The organism is Microbacterium sp. Root553, assembly GCF_001426995.1.
Lineage (GTDB): Bacteria > Actinomycetota > Actinomycetes > Actinomycetales > Microbacteriaceae > Microbacterium.
In genome coordinates, this window is record NZ_LMFY01000001.1 from 2283897 (window position 1) to 2298973 (window position 15077).

At 68.4% G+C, this 15077-nt stretch carries 20 protein-coding genes; 18 read left to right on the forward strand and 2 right to left on the reverse strand.

Annotation, left to right across the window (positions count from 1 at the left end):
* The first annotated feature begins 149 nt into the window (after nt 1–149).
* Genes rpsP through ASD43_RS10615 form a run of 5 tightly spaced genes read left to right on the forward strand, consistent with a single transcriptional unit; the run spans nt 150 to nt 2919 of the window.
* Nucleotides 150–584, forward strand: coding sequence for a 30S ribosomal protein S16 (gene rpsP, locus ASD43_RS10595; protein ID WP_056417146.1), 435 nt, complete (start codon nt 150–152; stop codon nt 582–584).
* A 6-nt stretch (nt 585–590) separates the two neighbouring features.
* Nucleotides 591–821: an RNA-binding protein gene (locus tag ASD43_RS10600; RefSeq protein ID WP_056417151.1), complete on the forward strand. Its 231-nt coding sequence runs from the start codon at nt 591–593 to the stop codon at nt 819–821.
* Nucleotides 805–1416 (forward strand): ribosome maturation factor RimM, encoded by a 612-nt coding sequence (gene rimM / locus ASD43_RS10605; protein WP_056419478.1) that lies wholly within the window; start codon nt 805–807, stop codon nt 1414–1416. The genes ASD43_RS10600 and rimM overlap by 17 nt, the downstream gene beginning before the upstream one ends.
* A gap of 19 nt (nt 1417–1435) precedes the next feature.
* Complete coding sequence (trmD, locus tag ASD43_RS10610; RefSeq protein WP_056417158.1) at nt 1436–2146, forward strand: tRNA (guanosine(37)-N1)-methyltransferase TrmD; 711 nt, start codon at nt 1436–1438, stop codon at nt 2144–2146.
* A gap of 35 nt (nt 2147–2181) precedes the next feature.
* Nucleotides 2182–2919 (forward strand): class I SAM-dependent methyltransferase, encoded by a 738-nt coding sequence (locus tag ASD43_RS10615; RefSeq protein WP_056417161.1) that lies wholly within the window; start codon nt 2182–2184, stop codon nt 2917–2919.
* A 16-nt stretch (nt 2920–2935) separates the two neighbouring features.
* Here the strand turns inward: ASD43_RS10615 and map are convergent, their stop codons facing one another.
* Nucleotides 2936–3718 (reverse strand): type I methionyl aminopeptidase, encoded by a 783-nt coding sequence (gene map, locus ASD43_RS10620; protein WP_056419480.1) that lies wholly within the window; start codon nt 3716–3718, stop codon nt 2936–2938.
* Between the two features lie 139 nt (nt 3719–3857).
* Between map and ASD43_RS10625 the strand changes: the two genes are divergently transcribed.
* From ASD43_RS10625 to ASD43_RS10665, 9 genes are all read left to right on the forward strand, one after another.
* Complete coding sequence (locus ASD43_RS10625; protein ID WP_056417164.1) at nt 3858–4346, forward strand: hypothetical protein; 489 nt, start codon at nt 3858–3860, stop codon at nt 4344–4346.
* 189 nt (nt 4347–4535) lie between these two features.
* Nucleotides 4536–4883, forward strand: a complete 348-nt coding sequence (rplS, locus tag ASD43_RS10630) for a 50S ribosomal protein L19 (protein WP_056419484.1) — start codon at nt 4536–4538, stop codon at nt 4881–4883.
* A gap of 117 nt (nt 4884–5000) precedes the next feature.
* Nucleotides 5001–5735, forward strand: a complete 735-nt coding sequence (gene lepB / locus ASD43_RS10635; protein ID WP_056417166.1) for a signal peptidase I — start codon at nt 5001–5003, stop codon at nt 5733–5735.
* Nucleotides 5732–6391, forward strand: coding sequence for a ribonuclease HII (locus ASD43_RS10640; RefSeq protein WP_056417169.1), 660 nt, complete (start codon nt 5732–5734; stop codon nt 6389–6391). The genes lepB and ASD43_RS10640 overlap by 4 nt, the downstream gene beginning before the upstream one ends.
* 47 nt (nt 6392–6438) lie before the next feature.
* Nucleotides 6439–6765 carry a DUF2469 family protein gene (locus ASD43_RS10645; RefSeq protein WP_056419488.1) on the forward strand — a complete coding sequence of 109 codons (327 nt, stop codon included), beginning with the start codon at nt 6439–6441 and terminating at the stop codon, nt 6763–6765.
* Between the two features lie 102 nt (nt 6766–6867).
* The gene (locus ASD43_RS10650; RefSeq protein WP_056419491.1) at nt 6868–7227 is read left to right on the forward strand and encodes a YraN family protein; all 360 of its coding nucleotides are present in this window, start codon (nt 6868–6870) and stop codon (nt 7225–7227) included.
* Nucleotides 7224–8753, forward strand: coding sequence for a YifB family Mg chelatase-like AAA ATPase (locus ASD43_RS10655; protein ID WP_056417176.1), 1530 nt, complete (start codon nt 7224–7226; stop codon nt 8751–8753). The genes ASD43_RS10650 and ASD43_RS10655 overlap by 4 nt, the downstream gene beginning before the upstream one ends.
* Nucleotides 8750–9934: a DNA-processing protein DprA gene (dprA, locus tag ASD43_RS10660; protein ID WP_056417179.1), complete on the forward strand. Its 1185-nt coding sequence runs from the start codon at nt 8750–8752 to the stop codon at nt 9932–9934. The genes ASD43_RS10655 and dprA overlap by 4 nt, the downstream gene beginning before the upstream one ends.
* Before the next feature lie 103 nt (nt 9935–10037).
* Nucleotides 10038–10940 (forward strand): tyrosine recombinase XerC, encoded by a 903-nt coding sequence (locus ASD43_RS10665; RefSeq protein ID WP_056417182.1) that lies wholly within the window; start codon nt 10038–10040, stop codon nt 10938–10940.
* Nucleotides 10941–10950: 10 nt separating this feature from the next.
* On the opposite strand, the gene ASD43_RS10670 is transcribed toward ASD43_RS10665, so the two are convergent.
* Nucleotides 10951–11523: a murein hydrolase activator EnvC family protein gene (locus tag ASD43_RS10670; RefSeq protein WP_056417189.1), complete on the reverse strand. Its 573-nt coding sequence runs from the start codon at nt 11521–11523 to the stop codon at nt 10951–10953.
* A 309-nt stretch (nt 11524–11832) separates the two neighbouring features.
* On the opposite strand from ASD43_RS10670, the gene rpsB reads away from it, so the two are divergent.
* The 4 genes from rpsB to frr all read left to right on the forward strand — a co-directional run bounded on the left by rpsB (nt 11833) and on the right by frr (nt 15073).
* A complete protein-coding gene (gene rpsB / locus ASD43_RS10675; protein ID WP_056417199.1) occupies nt 11833–12774 on the forward strand; it encodes a 30S ribosomal protein S2 in 942 nt (313 codons plus the stop codon).
* Nucleotides 12775–12816: 42 nt separating this feature from the next.
* Nucleotides 12817–13644, forward strand: a complete 828-nt coding sequence (tsf, locus tag ASD43_RS10680; protein WP_056417202.1) for a translation elongation factor Ts — start codon at nt 12817–12819, stop codon at nt 13642–13644.
* Nucleotides 13645–13735: 91 nt separating this feature from the next.
* Nucleotides 13736–14452, forward strand: a complete 717-nt coding sequence (gene pyrH / locus ASD43_RS10685; protein ID WP_045255213.1) for a UMP kinase — start codon at nt 13736–13738, stop codon at nt 14450–14452.
* 66 nt (nt 14453–14518) lie between these two features.
* A complete protein-coding gene (gene frr, locus ASD43_RS10690) occupies nt 14519–15073 on the forward strand; it encodes a ribosome recycling factor (RefSeq protein ID WP_056417204.1) in 555 nt (184 codons plus the stop codon).
* The last annotated feature ends 4 nt before the right edge of the window (nt 15074–15077 follow it).

The following is a 15077-nucleotide window of genomic DNA, read 5'->3' on the forward strand; positions in this document are numbered from 1 at the left end:
TCCTGAGCCGGGGATCTGGCAGAATAGAAGGTCGGACGACGTGCTCGACCCTCTATCCAGCGCTCGTCCTCCTATTTGAGCTTCCGCCGGGTGTGCACCCCACGCTCCAGGCGATCGGTTCGTCACCTTCCACACAATTCAGGAGAATCGTGGCTGTCAAGATTCGTCTCAAGCGCCTGGGCAAGATCCGCGCGCCTTACTACCGCATCGTCGTCGCCGACTCGAAGACCAAGCGCGATGGTCGCGTCATCGAGGAGATCGGCAAGTACCACCCCACCGAGGAGCCCTCGTTCATCGAGATCGACTCCGAGCGTGCGCAGTACTGGCTCTCCGTCGGCGCACAGCCGACCGAGCAGGTCGCCGCTCTGCTCAAGATCACGGGCGACTGGGGCAAGTTCAAGGGCGACAAGAACGCCAAGTCGACGCTGAAGGTCAAGGAGCCCAAGGTTCCGTTCGAGATCGACTCGTCGAAGAAGTCCGTCGTCAAGCCCAAGGCCGAGAAGAAGGTGGAGGCCCCCGCTGAGGAGGCTCCCGCCAAGGCCGACGCGGAGGCCGCTGAGGCTCCCGCCGCCGACGCAGAGTAATCCGTCGTGCTCGCCGCCGCGCTCGAACACATCGTCAAGGGGATCGTCGATCACCCTGAGGATGTCCGTATCAACGCCTCCACATCGCCGCGAGGCGACATCCTCGAGGTGCGTGTGCACCCCGATGACCGTGGACGCGTGATCGGGCGCGGCGGCCGCACCGCGAAGGCACTGCGTACGCTCGTCTCGGCGCTGGCCGATGGGCGTCGCGTCCGCGTCGATGTCGCGGACGACTGACGTGGTTGCGAAGGATCGCAACCAGGGCAAGAACCAGCTGCGCGTCGGGCGTCTCGTCAAGGCCCATGGCCTCAAAGGCGCTCTCAAGCTGGAGTTGTACACCGACAACCCGGAGCGACGCTTCACGCCGGGTGCCGAGTTCACGTTGCAGGTGCCCGAGGCATCTCCGTGGCACGGCAAGACCGTCACCGTCCGCGAGTACCGCGTGATGAACGGCAATCCTGTCGTCTTCCTGAACGACGTCGACGACCGAGAGGGTGCCGAGACGCTCGTCCGGGCCATCCTCTGGATCGACCAGGACGTCGACGAGGTCGAGGACGACGCATGGTTCGACCACCAGCTCGTCGGGCTCGACGTGTTCCGTGACGACGTCGTGATCGGCAAGGTTGCCCGCGTCGAGCACTTCCCGGCACAGGATCTGCTGATCGTCCGCGCCGGCGAGGCCGAGATCCTCGTCCCGTTCGTCAAGGCGATCGTCCCCACCGTCGACGTCGCGGCAGGGCGGGTCATCGTGACGCCCCCTCCCGGGCTCTTCGAAGAGCTTCCCGACACCGCGGATGCGGGGGAGCCCGAGGGCTCCGACGCATCCGAGTGACCGCGGGTACGGTTCCTCCGTGCGCATCGACGTCCTCTCGATCTTCCCGTCGTACTTCGACGGTCTGACACTCTCGCTGCTGGGCAGGGCGCAGAGCTCCGGCATCCTCGACCTGCGCGTGCGCGATCTGCGCGACTGGACCTCGGACCGCCATCGCACCGTCGACGACACTCCGTACGGCGGCGGGGCGGGCATGGTCATGAAGCCCGAGCCGTGGGGACTCGCGATCGACGAGCTGACGACGCCGCCGGAGTCCGTCGAGACGACCGCGCCGACGATCATCTTCCCCTCGCCCGCCGGCGAGGTGTTCACCCAGGCGACGGCCCGCGATCTGAGCACCCGCGATCACCTCATCTTCGGCTGCGGCCGCTACGAGGGCATCGACGAGCGGGTCTTCGAGTACGCAGCGTCGCGAGGCGAGGTGCGCCTGATCAGCCTCGGCGACTACGTGCTCAACGGGGGCGAGGTCGCCACCATGGCGATGATCGAGGCGATCGGTCGGCTCATACCCGGCGTGGTGGGCAATCCCGAGAGCCTGGTGGAGGAGTCCCACGAGGACGGTCTGCTCGAGTACCCCTCCTACACGAAGCCGGCGGTCTGGCGGGAGCGAGCGGTTCCCGATGTCCTGCTCAGCGGCAACCACGGCGTGATCGCCTCCTGGCGCCGAGACCAGCAGATCGAGCGGACCCGTCGGCGGCGGCCCGACCTGCTGCCCGACGACCCCTCTTAGAGAGGTCCGCTCCTTCGCGCTGATAGCGTCGCACCATGGCTGATGAGGTGCTGGCGAAGTCTTTCGAGCTGATCGGGACCGAGTACGACCGGTACCGCCCCGGGTTTCCCGCGGCGGCGGTCGATGTGCTCTGTCCCCACCCCGTGCGCGCCGCTCTCGATCTCGGTGCCGGCACCGGCAAGTTCACGGAGCTGCTCGCCGACAGGGCGGAGCGTGTCAGTGCGGTCGAACCCTCCCCGGCGATGATCTCCGTGCTGCGTTCCAAGCTCCCGGACGTCGATGCCATGCTCGGCAGCGCCGAGCAGATCCCGGTGGAGTCGGGATCGATCGACCTCGTCACCGTCGCGCAGGCCTTCCACTGGTTCGACCGGGAACCGGCCTGCGCGGAGATCGCCAGGGTCCTCGTCAGCGGGGGAGCGCTCGGGCTGATCTGGAACCACTCGGATCCGGAGTGCCCCTGGGATCGAGCGGCGCACCGGATCGCGCACCCCGCCGTGGCCGCGTCGGATGACACCACCAGCAGCGCCGGCGAGGAGCTGCCGGGATTCGAGTTCGTCCGGCGAGAGCAGATCCGGTGGGTGGAGAGGATCCGCCGTGACGCCTACCTGAAGCGCTGGTCGACGGTCAGCACGTTCCTGGTGGCGGACGACGCGACCAGGGCGGAGATGTCCGCGCAGATCGAGGCCGTGCTCGATGCCGACCCGCAGACGCACGGCCGCACGGAGTTCGACCTTCCGGTCGTCACCGACGTCTATCTGTACCGGAGCCTCTGAGAGGGTCGGGCACGTCTCAGTCGACGCCGAGGAAGGAACGGTCGGTGAGGACGATCGGCCCGTCGGCTGTCACGGCGACCGTGTGCTCGGAGTGCGCTCCGCGTGAGCCGTCGACACTGCGCAGCGTCCAGCCGTCGGGGTCGGTGACGAGTTCGTCCGTCGTCTCGAGCAGCCAGGGCTCGAGTGCGAACACGAGACCCTCTCGAAGCGGGAATCCCCGGCCGGCGCGGCCGTCGTTCGGCACGTGCGGATCGCCGTGCATGATGCGCCCGACGCCGTGGCCGCCGAAGTCGGTGTTGATGGAATAGCCCTCGCCGTGCGAGATCGCGGCGATGGCGGCCGAGATGTCACCGATCCGGTTGCCCACCACGGCGGCGGCGATGGCGGCGTCCAGCGCACGCTCCGTCGTCTCGATGATCCGCAGATCCTCGTCCCGCGGGGTCCCGACCACGAAGGACACGGCCGAATCCGCGACCCAGCCGTCGACGGATACGGCGAAGTCGAGGGAGACCAGATCGCCGTCTCGCAGCACGTAGTCGTGGGGGAGTCCGTGCAGCACGGCGTCGTTGATCGACGTGCAGATCACCTTGCCGAAGGGGCTCGCTCCGAAGGACGGGTGGTAGTCGATGTAGCAGGACTCCGCGCCTGCCTTCCGGATCAGATCGTGCGCGCGACGGTCGATCGACAGCAGATTGGTGCCGACCTTCGTCTCCTCGCGCAGGGTGGCCAGCGTCTCGGCCACGAAGCGGCCCGCGGCGCGCATCTCGTCGATCTCGGCAGGTGTGCGCAGTTCGATCATCGGGGGTGTCCTCTCGTCATCTCCATTCTCGTCGATCCGTGCGGTTCCGGCGTTCGCCGAGACGGGACCGCACGAGCATCCCGCCCCGCTCTCAGCGAACACCGAGTGCCGACCGCCCCGTGGGTCGTAGCATCGAGGCATGAGGTTGCGTCAGGCGTTCTTCCGGTGGTTGATCCCCTCGGCCTTCCTGCTGCCCCTGTGGCTGTTCATCGGCTGGGGAGTGTTCCAGGGCGGGTGGGCGATCCTCTGGGTGCTGTTCATCGCGGTGCCGTCGGTGTTCGTCGGACAGCTCTTCCTCACCCTCCTCACGCGATCGCGTCCGTCGGTGCGCGCCGAGCGCGCAGTGTCCTGGTGGGACGTCGCGGGGTTCACCGTCTGGCACGGACTGACCATCGCCGTCGGATGCTTCATCGACGGCGCGTTCGGATGGTTGCTCGCCGCGGCCGTCGTGGTCGGCATCGGCCTGGTCTGGCTGCAGCTCTGGCAGCTGTGGAGCGAGGCGAAGGGCAACGGCGCGCGCTTCCGGGAGACGATCGCCTGGTCGACCGTGCCGGGTGTGGATGAACCGGCACCGGCGACCCGAGCGCATGAGGTCATCGTGGTGCGCGAGAGCGACGAGCGGGCCTGAGCCCCGACTCGGCGACGGCTCGGCGACGTTTTGGTCGCACGCGTCATCCGTGGCAGAATGAATGTTTGTGCCGTGACCGGCTCTGCCCCAGGGGAGCCCGCGGACGCTTAGGCGCCGTTCAGCACACATCGTTCTTATTCCTTCCTACATCATGCATCCGACCTGAGGCGAGTGCAGAGAGAGACGATCATGCAGATCCTCGACGCCGTCGACGCAGCATCGCTGCGTACCGACGTTCCCGTTTTCAACCCCGGTGACACGGTCAACGTGCACGTGAACATCACCGAGGGCACCCGCTCGCGTATCCAGGTCTTCAAGGGCGTCGTCATCGGCCGCCAGGGCGATGGCGTGCGCGAGACCTTCACCGTTCGCAAGATCAGCTTCCAGGTGGGCGTCGAGCGTACCTTCCCGGTGCACTCCCCGGTGATCGACCACATCGAGGTCGTCACCCGCGGTGATGTGCGTCGCGCGAAGCTGTACTACCTCCGCCAGCTGCGGGGCAAGAAGGCCAAGATCAAGGAGAAGCGCTTCAACTGACGCGCAGGTTCTCCACAGCACCCCGGGACACGATGTCCCGGGGTGCTGTGTTCTCCCCGGGGTGTGCGACCCTTGATACTGCCGTCTCCGAGCGGTGCGAGACAGTGAAGGAACCTGATGACGAACGACTCCGCGACCGCATCCACGCCGTCCACCGGACGACGCCGCGGTTTCCTCGTCTTCCTGCGCGACGTGCTGGTGATCGTCGTGATCGCCGCGCTCGTGTCGTTCGTCGTGAAGACGTTCGTCGTGCGGTCGTTCTACATCCCCTCGGCGTCGATGGAGCGCACGCTCATCGTCGACGACCGCATCCTCGTCGACGAGCTCACCCCGCGCTGGACGCCCTACGAACGGGGCGACGTCGTGGTGTTCAAGGACCCGGGCGGGTGGCTCGACGGCCAGCCGCAGACGCCTGCGCAGCCTCCGCTGATCGAGGCCGTCGACTGGGTGCTCACCCTCGTCGGCATCTCGGCCACCGACTCCCAGGACCACCTCGTCAAGCGGGTGATCGGTCTTCCCGGCGACCATGTCGTGTGCTGCAACGCGCTCGGTCAGATCACGATCAACGGTGCGCCGATCGACGAGCTCAGCTATCTCAACCTGCCTGACGGCGACACCGCCGCGTCCAACGAGCCGTTCGACGTCGTCGTCCCGGAGGGCTCTCTGTGGCTCCTCGGCGACAATCGCGACCGGTCGCGCGATGCCCGCGCGCATCAGGATCTGCCGTCCGGGGGATTCGTGCCGATCGACAACGTCGTCGGCAAGGCATTCCTCACCACGTGGCCGTTCGACCGCCTCGGCCCGATCGACGGGCACCACGACATCTTCAACGGCGTCCCGGACCCGGAATGAGCGTCGCGGCTCCCACGCTCGCCCTCGAGCGTCGTCTGCTGCGCGAGTGCGAGATCGTGATCTCCCTCGATGAGGTGGGACGCGGTGCGCTCGCGGGCCCCGTCGCGGTGGGGGCGGCGGTGATGGACGCCGCGGGTGCCCGTCGGCGTGTTCCCGAGGGACTGCGGGATTCGAAGCTCGTCACCGAGAAGCGACGCCCCGATGTCGCCGCGCGGGCGTCCGCCTGGGTGCAGGCCTCGAGTGTGGGCTGGGCCAGCGCCGCGGAGGTGGACCAGGTCGGCATCATGCGGGCACTCGGACTCGCCGCGTCGCGGGCCGTGCAGGGCGTGCTCGCTCAGGGGATCGCCGCCGAGGGGGCGCTGGTGCTGCTCGACGGCAATCACGACTACCTCTCGGCCGTGCATCCCACGCCGCTGACCGTGCGACCCGTCATCAAGGCGGACCGCGACTGCGCTTCGGTGTCGGCGGCGTCGGTGATCGCGAAAGTGGCGCGCGACACGTATATGGCGGAGCTCCACGACGGGCATCCCGCCTATCAGTGGAATCGCAACAAGGGGTATGCGAGCCTGGAGCACCGGGATGCGATCCGGACTCTCGGGCTGTCTCCGCACCACCGGGCGTCCTGGGCCATTGCGGATGCGCCGACCCTGTTCTGAGCTGCAGTGCGTCATGGTTCCGCCGCCGACTCTAGGATGGAGTGATCATGGATGAGGAAGCCTTCGACGACTACGACCGCGAGCTCGAGCTGGCACTGTTCCGCGAGTACCGCGATGTTGTCGCACAGTTCCAGTACGTCGTGGAGACCGAGCGACGCTTCTACCTGGCCAATGAGGTCAATGTGGTGCGGCGCGACACCGAGCACGACTTCTACTTCGAGATCTCGATGAGCGACGTCTGGGTGTGGGACATCTATCGGGCAGACCGCTTCGTGAAAGCCGTCCGTGTGCTCACCTTCAAGGACGTCAACGTCGAGGAGCTGCAGCGCCGCGAGTTCGAGATCCCCCAGGAACTGTCGCTCGACGGAGAGTGATCTCTCCTGCCCGATGCAGCGCCCTGACGGGTTATCCTCAGCGGCCGGGGGATCGAGCGATCGGGAGCGTCGACGGGCCCTCGCGCACGAGACGCTGTGCTCATGGCAGCGAAAGACGAACTCGGCAGAGACGGTGAACAGCGTGCGGTCCGTCATCTGACGGAAGCCGGCTACGAGGTGGTCGACCGCAACTGGCGGTGTCCACAGGGAGAGATCGACATCGTCGCTGTGCGCGGCGAGATCCTGGCGATCGTCGAGGTGAAGACGCGGCGGACGATCGGTTTCGGGCATCCGCTCGAAGCGATCGATGCCCGCAAGGCGCGCAGGCTCTGGCAGCTCGCGCACGCCTGGGCCGCCGCGCATCCCGAGACGGCGCGAGGACGCACGATACGCGTCGAGGCGATCGGCATCGTCGGCGACCCCGCTGACGGCACGATCGAGCACCTCGAGGATGTGTCGTGACGACGGCCCGCACCTGGGCTGTCGCGCTCACCGGGGTGGACGGACACCTCGTCGAGGTCGAGGCCGACCTCTCGAATCAGACACCCGACTTCAAGATCATCGGTCTGCCCGACAAGTCGCTGGCCGAGGCCGTCCAGCGCGTGCACAACGCGTGCAAGAACTCCGCTCTGGATCTGCCGCGGCGGCGGCTCACCGTGAACCTCTCCCCGGCGAGCCTGCCGAAGCAGGGGTCGGGATTCGACCTGAGCATCGCGGTGTCCGCTCTCGCTGCGGGGGGATCGCTCTCCACCCGTGCCATCGCGGGCACGGTGCACCTCGGCGAACTCGGTCTCGACGGCCGGCTGCGCCCTGTACCCGGCGTCCTGCCCGCGGTCTTCGCGGCTGCTCGAGCCGGATTCGAGACCGTGATCGTTCCTCGCGCCAACGAGGCCGAGGCCCGTCTCGTCCCCGGGGTGGAGGTGCGTTCCGCCAGCACTCTGTCGGAGGTCGCCGTCTGGCACGGGGCCGACATCGAGGTTCTGGACGCCGACCCCGTGCCCGTGGCAGCCCCCGTGGTCGAAGAGGCGCCTGACCTCGACCTCGCCGATGTCGTGGGGCAGGAGGATGCGGTGAACGCTCTGGTCGCTGCCGCCGCCGGAGGACATCACCTGCTCCTCAGCGGGCCTCCGGGGGCGGGAAAGACGATGCTGGCTCGCAGGCTCCCCGGCATCCTGCCCCCGCTCTCCGAAGAGGAGTCGTTGGAGGTCGCGTCGATCCGCTCGCTCTCCGGCGAGTCCGTGCGGAGTCTCAGCGTCATGCCACCCCTCGAGGCCCCGCACCACAGTGCCTCAGTGGCAGCCCTCGTCGGCGGCGGATCGAGGGTGGTGAGGCCCGGGGCGATCTCGCGAGCCCACAGAGGCGTGCTCTTCCTCGACGAGGCGGCGGAGTTCTCGAGGGTCGCGCTCGACGCGCTGAGGCAGCCGCTCGAGACCGGAGCCATCGAAGTGAGTCGATCCGGAATGACCGCGTTGTTCCCTGCCCGGTTCCAACTGGTCATGGCACTGAATCCGTGCCCGTGCGGCAACTACGGCGTGCGCGGTGCCGAGTGTCTCTGTCCCTCGCTCGCGATCAGGCGCTATGCGACGAGGCTGTCGGGGCCGCTACGAGACCGCATCGACATCGAACTGCGCGTCGCGCGCGTGTCCGCGAGCCGCGCGATGACCGGCGATCGGGCGGCGTTGACCAGCGAGGTCGCCAGGCGTCGGGTTCTGGAGGCGCGGGAGTGTGCGACCGAGCGGTGGCGCGGGACGCCGTGGCGACGCAACGGAGACGTGCCGGGCGCGCGCCTGCGCCAGCCCGACATCAGGATCGCGGCGGCCGCGCGGGCTCCGCTCGACCGCGCACTGGAGCGGGGCACGCTGACGCTCCGCGGCTATGACCGCGTGCTGAGACTGGCGTGGACGATGGCGGACCTGGAGGGGGCGGTGCGACCGGGGCCCGACGAGGTCGGACGCGCGCTGTATCTGAAGCGAGGTTTCGGGTCATGATCGACGAGCTGCGAAGCGACCGGGGACTCGTCTCGGCGATGGCGGCGGTCCGCGGCGCGGGCGGTGACGAGGACGCGCTGGCCAGGGTCGCGTGGTCCGTCATCGCAGAGCCGGGCGACGGCGTCGCGGGTGCGCTGGTGGAGGCGCTGGGCGCTGCGGAGGCGCTGAGGGCCGCTCTCGATGAGGGTGTGGGTTCCACCCTTGGGCGAGCCGCCTCGGCTCTGGCCGAGGGGCGGGCGCGATGGCGGGTGCGCGCAGAGGTCCGCGCAGTGGCCGATGCCGTCCGAGCCGCGGGCGATGTTCGGGCCCGACTGCTGATACCCGGCGATTCCGAGTGGCCGCGGGCCGTCGATGATCTCGGCGTGCATGCGCCGATGGTGCTCTGGGTGCGCGGCGACGCATCGCTGCTCTCCGCCGAACCTCGCGTGGCGATCGTCGGGGCGCGCGCCGCGAGCGGTTACGGAGAGATGCTGGCGGGCGATTTCGCCGGCGAGCTGGCCGGCTCCGGCGCGGTCATCGTCTCCGGGGGCGCGTACGGGATCGACGGCGCCGCGCATCGGGCTGCCCTCGGCGTCGAGGGTCGCACGATCGCATTCCTCGCCGGCGGAGTCGACCGCGCTTATCCGCAGGGGCATCGACAACTGCTGCAGCGCATCGTCGAGACGGGGGCCGTGGTGAGCGAGGTCCCCTGCGGCACGGCGCCGACGAAGTGGCGGTTCCTCGCGCGCAATCGGCTCATCGCTGCGCTGGCTGATGCGACCGTCGTCGTCGAGGCGGGGTGGCGCAGCGGCTCGCTCAACACCGCCGGACACGCCGCCGCACTGGGGCGTCCGCTGGGTGCCGTGCCGGGGCCGGTGACATCCGCCGCATCGGCGGGCTGCCACCGGCTGCTCCGTGAATACGATGCGCGCTGCGTGACGACGTCGGAGGAGATCCGCGAGCTGTGGGGCGTCGCGGGTCGACCGCAGGGTGGCGCGCAGGGCGGTGAGGGCGTCGACCCCGAGCGACGGCGTCTGCAGGACGCGCTGAGTGTTCGCACGCCGTCGACCGTCACCGAGTTGGCCCGACGCTCGGGCCTGGCACCCACGCGCGTGAGCGCCCTTCTCGGCCTCCTCGAGCTGGAGGGCGATGCCCGTCGCACCGACGGCGGGTGGCTGAGCGGGCACAGCGATCGGCGATGAGCGGTCGAGTGCCCGTGGTGCCGGCAGATTGGCCGTGTCCGGCGGGGAGCGCGGGCGGCGCGGCTGACGTCATGGCGGCAGGAGGACCGGCAAGCTGGGGCGCATGGAGTTCCCGGCGGCAGTGGATGCCTTCGCCGACCATCTCGAGCGAGTGCGTCGGCTGTCCTCGGCGACCGTGCGCGCCTACCGGTCCGACCTCCGGGACCTCGGCGCGTCCGCGCCCGGTCTCTCTCTGGAGCAGATCACGCTGGACACGCTGCGGGACTGGCTGTGGGCGGCCACGCAGCGAGGAGACGCCCGTTCGACTCTCTCCCGTCGCGCCGCCGCCGCTCGGTCCTTCTTCAGCTGGGCGGTGGAGCAGGAGGTGCTCACGCATGATCCGAGCCTGCGTCTGATCGCGCCCAAGCGGGGGAGGACGCTGCCGACCGTCGCCTCGAAAGATGCCATGACGGCACTCCTCGAGACCCAGCGGCAGGCGGCGGAGTCCGGTGAGCCGACGGCGCTGCGCGACCACGGTGTCCTCGAGCTCCTCTACGGCGCGGGCATCCGCGTCTCGGAGCTGTGCGGCATGGACGTCGACGACCTCGACCTCGATCGTGGCACTGCACGGGTGCTGGGAAAAGGCGCCAAGGAGCGGGTCGTCCCGTTCGGGGTGCCCGCTCGTGATGCCATCGGCGCCTATCTCACCCGGGGTCGCCCGGCGCTCCTCGCCCGTGCCGCCCACCCGTCCGCCGCGCTGTTCCTGGGGAGTCGTGGGGGCCGCATCGGACCCCGCGCGGTCTACACTCTGGTCGCCGAGGTGCTCGCCCCCTTCGTGGGCGCCGACACGGTGGGGCCCCACGCATTGCGGCACACCGCGGCCACGCACCTGCTCGACGGCGGGGCCGACCTGCGCGCGGTGCAGGAGATCCTCGGACACGCGAGCCTGGGGACCACGCAGATCTACACGCACGTCTCGGCGGAGCGCCTCACCGCCACGTACCGCCTGGCGCACCCCCGCGCGTGACCCTCACGGGTCACGGCCCGTCGCAGCAGGGGAGGAGCACCGCTCTCGGCACGGACCCGAACAGGAGCAGGGGGTCGATGTACACCCCGTGCGATCTGACCCCGAGATGCAGCGTGCCTGCCACGGCATGGCCGCCGACGGCGACGGTCCCGATGACATCGCCGGCGGCCACCGTGTCGCCGGGGTGCCAGGTCGAGATCAGCGGTTCGAACGTCGACACATACCCTCCGGGATGCTCGATGGTGAGCAGCGGCCTGTCGACGACGGACCCGCGGAAGGCGACCCGACCCTCCGCCGGTGCGCGGACCTCGGCGCCGGCCGACGTCATCGCGTCGATGCCACGGTGCCCGGCTCCGTACTCGTGGGCGGGTGCCCGATACGGCGACGTCACGTCGCGGGGCCCTTCGAGCGGCCAGTCCCAACGGGGATGGACGGGGTCGGGAGCCGGATCCGCGCCCTCGAGGATGCTGCGCGCCCGCGTCGCCGTCATCACGGACGCATCCGCGCGACCGCCCATCGAGACGAGAACCAGGAGGAGGGCGAGGACGATCATCGGTGCGCGCATGGGCGGGTGGGTTCGCATCGGATCATCCTGTGCGCTCCCGTCCGCTCGCGCCTCGCGTCGCCCGTGATCTCCCCGGCAGGTGTGCGCCATACGGTCGATACGCCTTCGGTGCAGAGCGGGTGCGCGGGCTGCGCGTCCTGTATGCTGGAGGAGCACCTCGATCTCGAGGTGACTACGCGTGCCCACAGCGACTTCGGTCGTGGCATCCACTCCCACAGGTCTCGCCTCATGGCGGGCGGGTGTGCGCCGGGTACCAGGGAGTTCGATCGTTCCGATCGACTTGACAACCTCAACGGCGCAGAACCGCGTCAGAACAAGGAGACGACCATGGCTGTGGTCACCATCCGCCAGCTGCTCGACAGCGGCGTGCACTTCGGACACCAGACCCGTCGGTGGAACCCGAAGGTGAAGCGCTTCATCCTCACCGAGCGCAGCGGGATCCACATCATCGACCTGCAGCAGTCGCTCGGGTACATCGACAAGGCCTACGACTTCGTCAAGGAGACCGTCGCCCACGGCGGCACGATCCTCTTCGTCGGCACCAAGAAGCAGGCGCAGGAGATCCTCGCAGAGCAGGCGACCCGTGTCGGCCAGCCCTTCGTGAACCAGCGCTGGCTCGGTGGCCTCCTCACCAACTTCCAGACGATCTCCAAGCGACTCGCTCGCATGAAGGAGCTCGAGGAGCTCGACTACGAGACCCCTGCGAACAGCGGTTTCACGAAGAAGGAGCTCCTGCTCAAGAAGCGTGAGCTCGACAAGCTGCACAAGTCGCTCGGCGGAATCCGCAACCTCACCAAGACGCCGTCGGCCATCTGGGTCGTCGACGCCAAGCGCGAGCACCTCGCGATCGATGAGGCCAAGAAGCTCGGCATCCCCGTGATCGGAATCCTCGACACGAACGCCGACCCGGACGACTTCCAGTACCCGATCCCCGGTAACGACGACGCGATCCGCTCCGTCTCGCTGCTCACCCGCATCATCGCGGATGCCGCGGCCGAGGGTCTGCAGCAGAAGCACAACCCCGAGACGGGTGACGCCGAGCCGCTCGCCGACTGGGAGAAGGAGCTTCTCGAGACTCCCGTCCAGGAGTCCGCGGACGCCGCGACCGTCGAGACCGCCGCCGATGAGGCTGCCGTCGTCGAGACGCCGGCCGCCGACGAGACCGCCGCTGACGCGGCCGGTGCCGAGGCTCACGACGAGGCGATCGCCGCCGCTTCCGGTGAGGAGACCTCCGAGGTCGCCGCCGCCGAGGCCGCAGACGCCAAGTAATCCCGCGACCACCACACATTACGAAGCAAGGAGCCACCACACATGGCCAACTTCACCATCGCTGACCTCAAGGCGCTGCGTGAGCAGCTCGGTACCGGAATGGTCGACACCAAGAAGGCGCTCGAGGAGGCTGACGGAGACGTCGAAAAGGCCACCGAGATCCTGCGTCTCAAGGGTGCCAAGGGCAACGCGAAGCGTGCCGACCGTTCCACCAGCGAGGGACTCGTCGTCGCTCGCGAGCAGGACGGCGCCGTGACGCTCATCGAGCTCGCCTGCGAGACCGACTTCGTCGCGAAGAACGAGCGCTTCATCACGCTCGCCGAGAAGGTTGCGGATGCCGTCGCCGCCGTCAAGGCGGACTCGGTCGAGGCGGCTCTGGCCGCACCCGCCGGCGACAAGAGCGTCGAGCAGGTCATCTCGGAAGAGGCCGCGATCATCGGCGAGAAGGTCGAGCTGCGCCGCGTGCGCACCATCTCGGGCGACCATGTCGAGGTCTACCTGCACCGCACCAGCAAGGACCTGCCGCCGCAGATCGGTGTCGTCGTCGCCTACTCGGGTGACGATGCCGAGACCGCTCGCAGCATCGCCCAGCACATCTCGTTCGCGAACCCGTCGTACCTGTCCCGCGAGGACGTCCCGGCTGACGCCGTGGAGAAGGAACGCGTGATCGTCACCGAGATCTCCCGCAACGAGGGCAAGCCGGAAGCGGCACTGCCCAAGATCGTCGAGGGTCGCGTCTCCGCGTTCATCAAGCAGGTCGCACTGCTCGAGCAGGACTACGCGAAGGACAACAAGCTCTCTGTCGCCCAGGTGGCGAAGGACGCCGGTATCACCGTGACGGACTTCGCGCGCTTCAAGGTCGGCGCGTAGCAGAGTCGAAGGGGTTCGGATCAACGAGATCCGAACCCCTTCTTCATGCCCACAAGGCACTATCTTGAATCGGGACGAGAGGAACACCCCCATGACCGAAGGCACTGGACGCCGTCGCGTACTTCTGAAGCTCTCCGGCGAGGCGTTCGGCGCCGGCCAGCTGGGAGTCAACCCCGACATCGTCAGCCAGATCGCGCGCGACATCGCCGCGGCGGTCGATCGTGTCGAGATCGCCATCGTGGTCGGCGGCGGCAACTTCTTCCGCGGCGCCGAGCTCAGCCAGCGCGGCATGGACCGTGGTCGCGCGGACTACATGGGCATGCTCGGGACCGTGATGAACGCCCTCGCGCTGCAGGACTTCCTCGAGCAGGCCGGTGCGCCGACGCGCGTGCAGTCCGCGATCTCGATGACGCAGGTCGCTGAGCCCTACATCCCTCTCCGCGCGGAGCGCCACATGGAGAAGGGACGCGTCGTGATCTTCGGCGCAGGAGCAGGGCTTCCGTATTTCTCCACCGACACCGTCGCCGCGCAGCGTGCCCTCGAGATCGGTGCACAGGAGGTCCTCGTCGCCAAGAACGGCGTCGACGCGATCTACACGGCGGATCCCAACAAGCACGCGGATGCCGAGCGCATCGAACGGGTCACCTACCGTGATGCTCTGCAGCGCGGTCTGAAGGTCGTCGACTCGACCGCGTTCAGCCTGTGCATGGACAACAACATGGACATGCGCGTCTTCGGCATGGAGCCCGCGGGCAACGTCACGCGCGCACTGCTCGGAGAGCCCATCGGAACTCTCGTCACGTCCTGAGTGCCTGCGGATGCCCGGCGTCCGCGACCGATAGAATTTCAGAACACCCCGACGATAGGAGTCACCGTGATCGCGGATGTCCTCGCTGAAACAACCTCCCGTATGGCGCGCGCCGTCGAGGCCGCCAAGGAGGACTTCTCCACGGTCCGCACCGGCCGCGCCAACCCGCAGCTCTTCCAGAAGGTGCTCATCGACTACTACGGGACGCCGACTCCGCTCTCGCAGCTCGCCTCTCTGGCGAACCAGGAGGCGCGCACGCTCATCATCACGCCGTACGACAAGTCGGCGCTGAAGAGCATCGAGCAGGCGATCCGCGACATGCCCAACCTCGGTGCGAACCCGACGAACGACGGCAATCTCGTGCGTGTGACCATGCCCGAGCTCACCGCCGACCGTCGCAAGGAGTACGTCAAGCTCGTGAAGACCAAGGGCGAGGACGCGAAGGTCCACGTCCGCGGCATCCGCCGCAAGGCGAAGGACGAGCTCGATGCTCTCAAGAGCGAACTCGGTGAAGACGAGATCGCTCGGGGGGAGAAGGAGCTCGATGCCCTCACGCGCCAGCACGTCGACCTGATCGACGACGCACTCAAGCGCAAAGAGGCTGAGCTCCTCGAGGTGTAGGCGG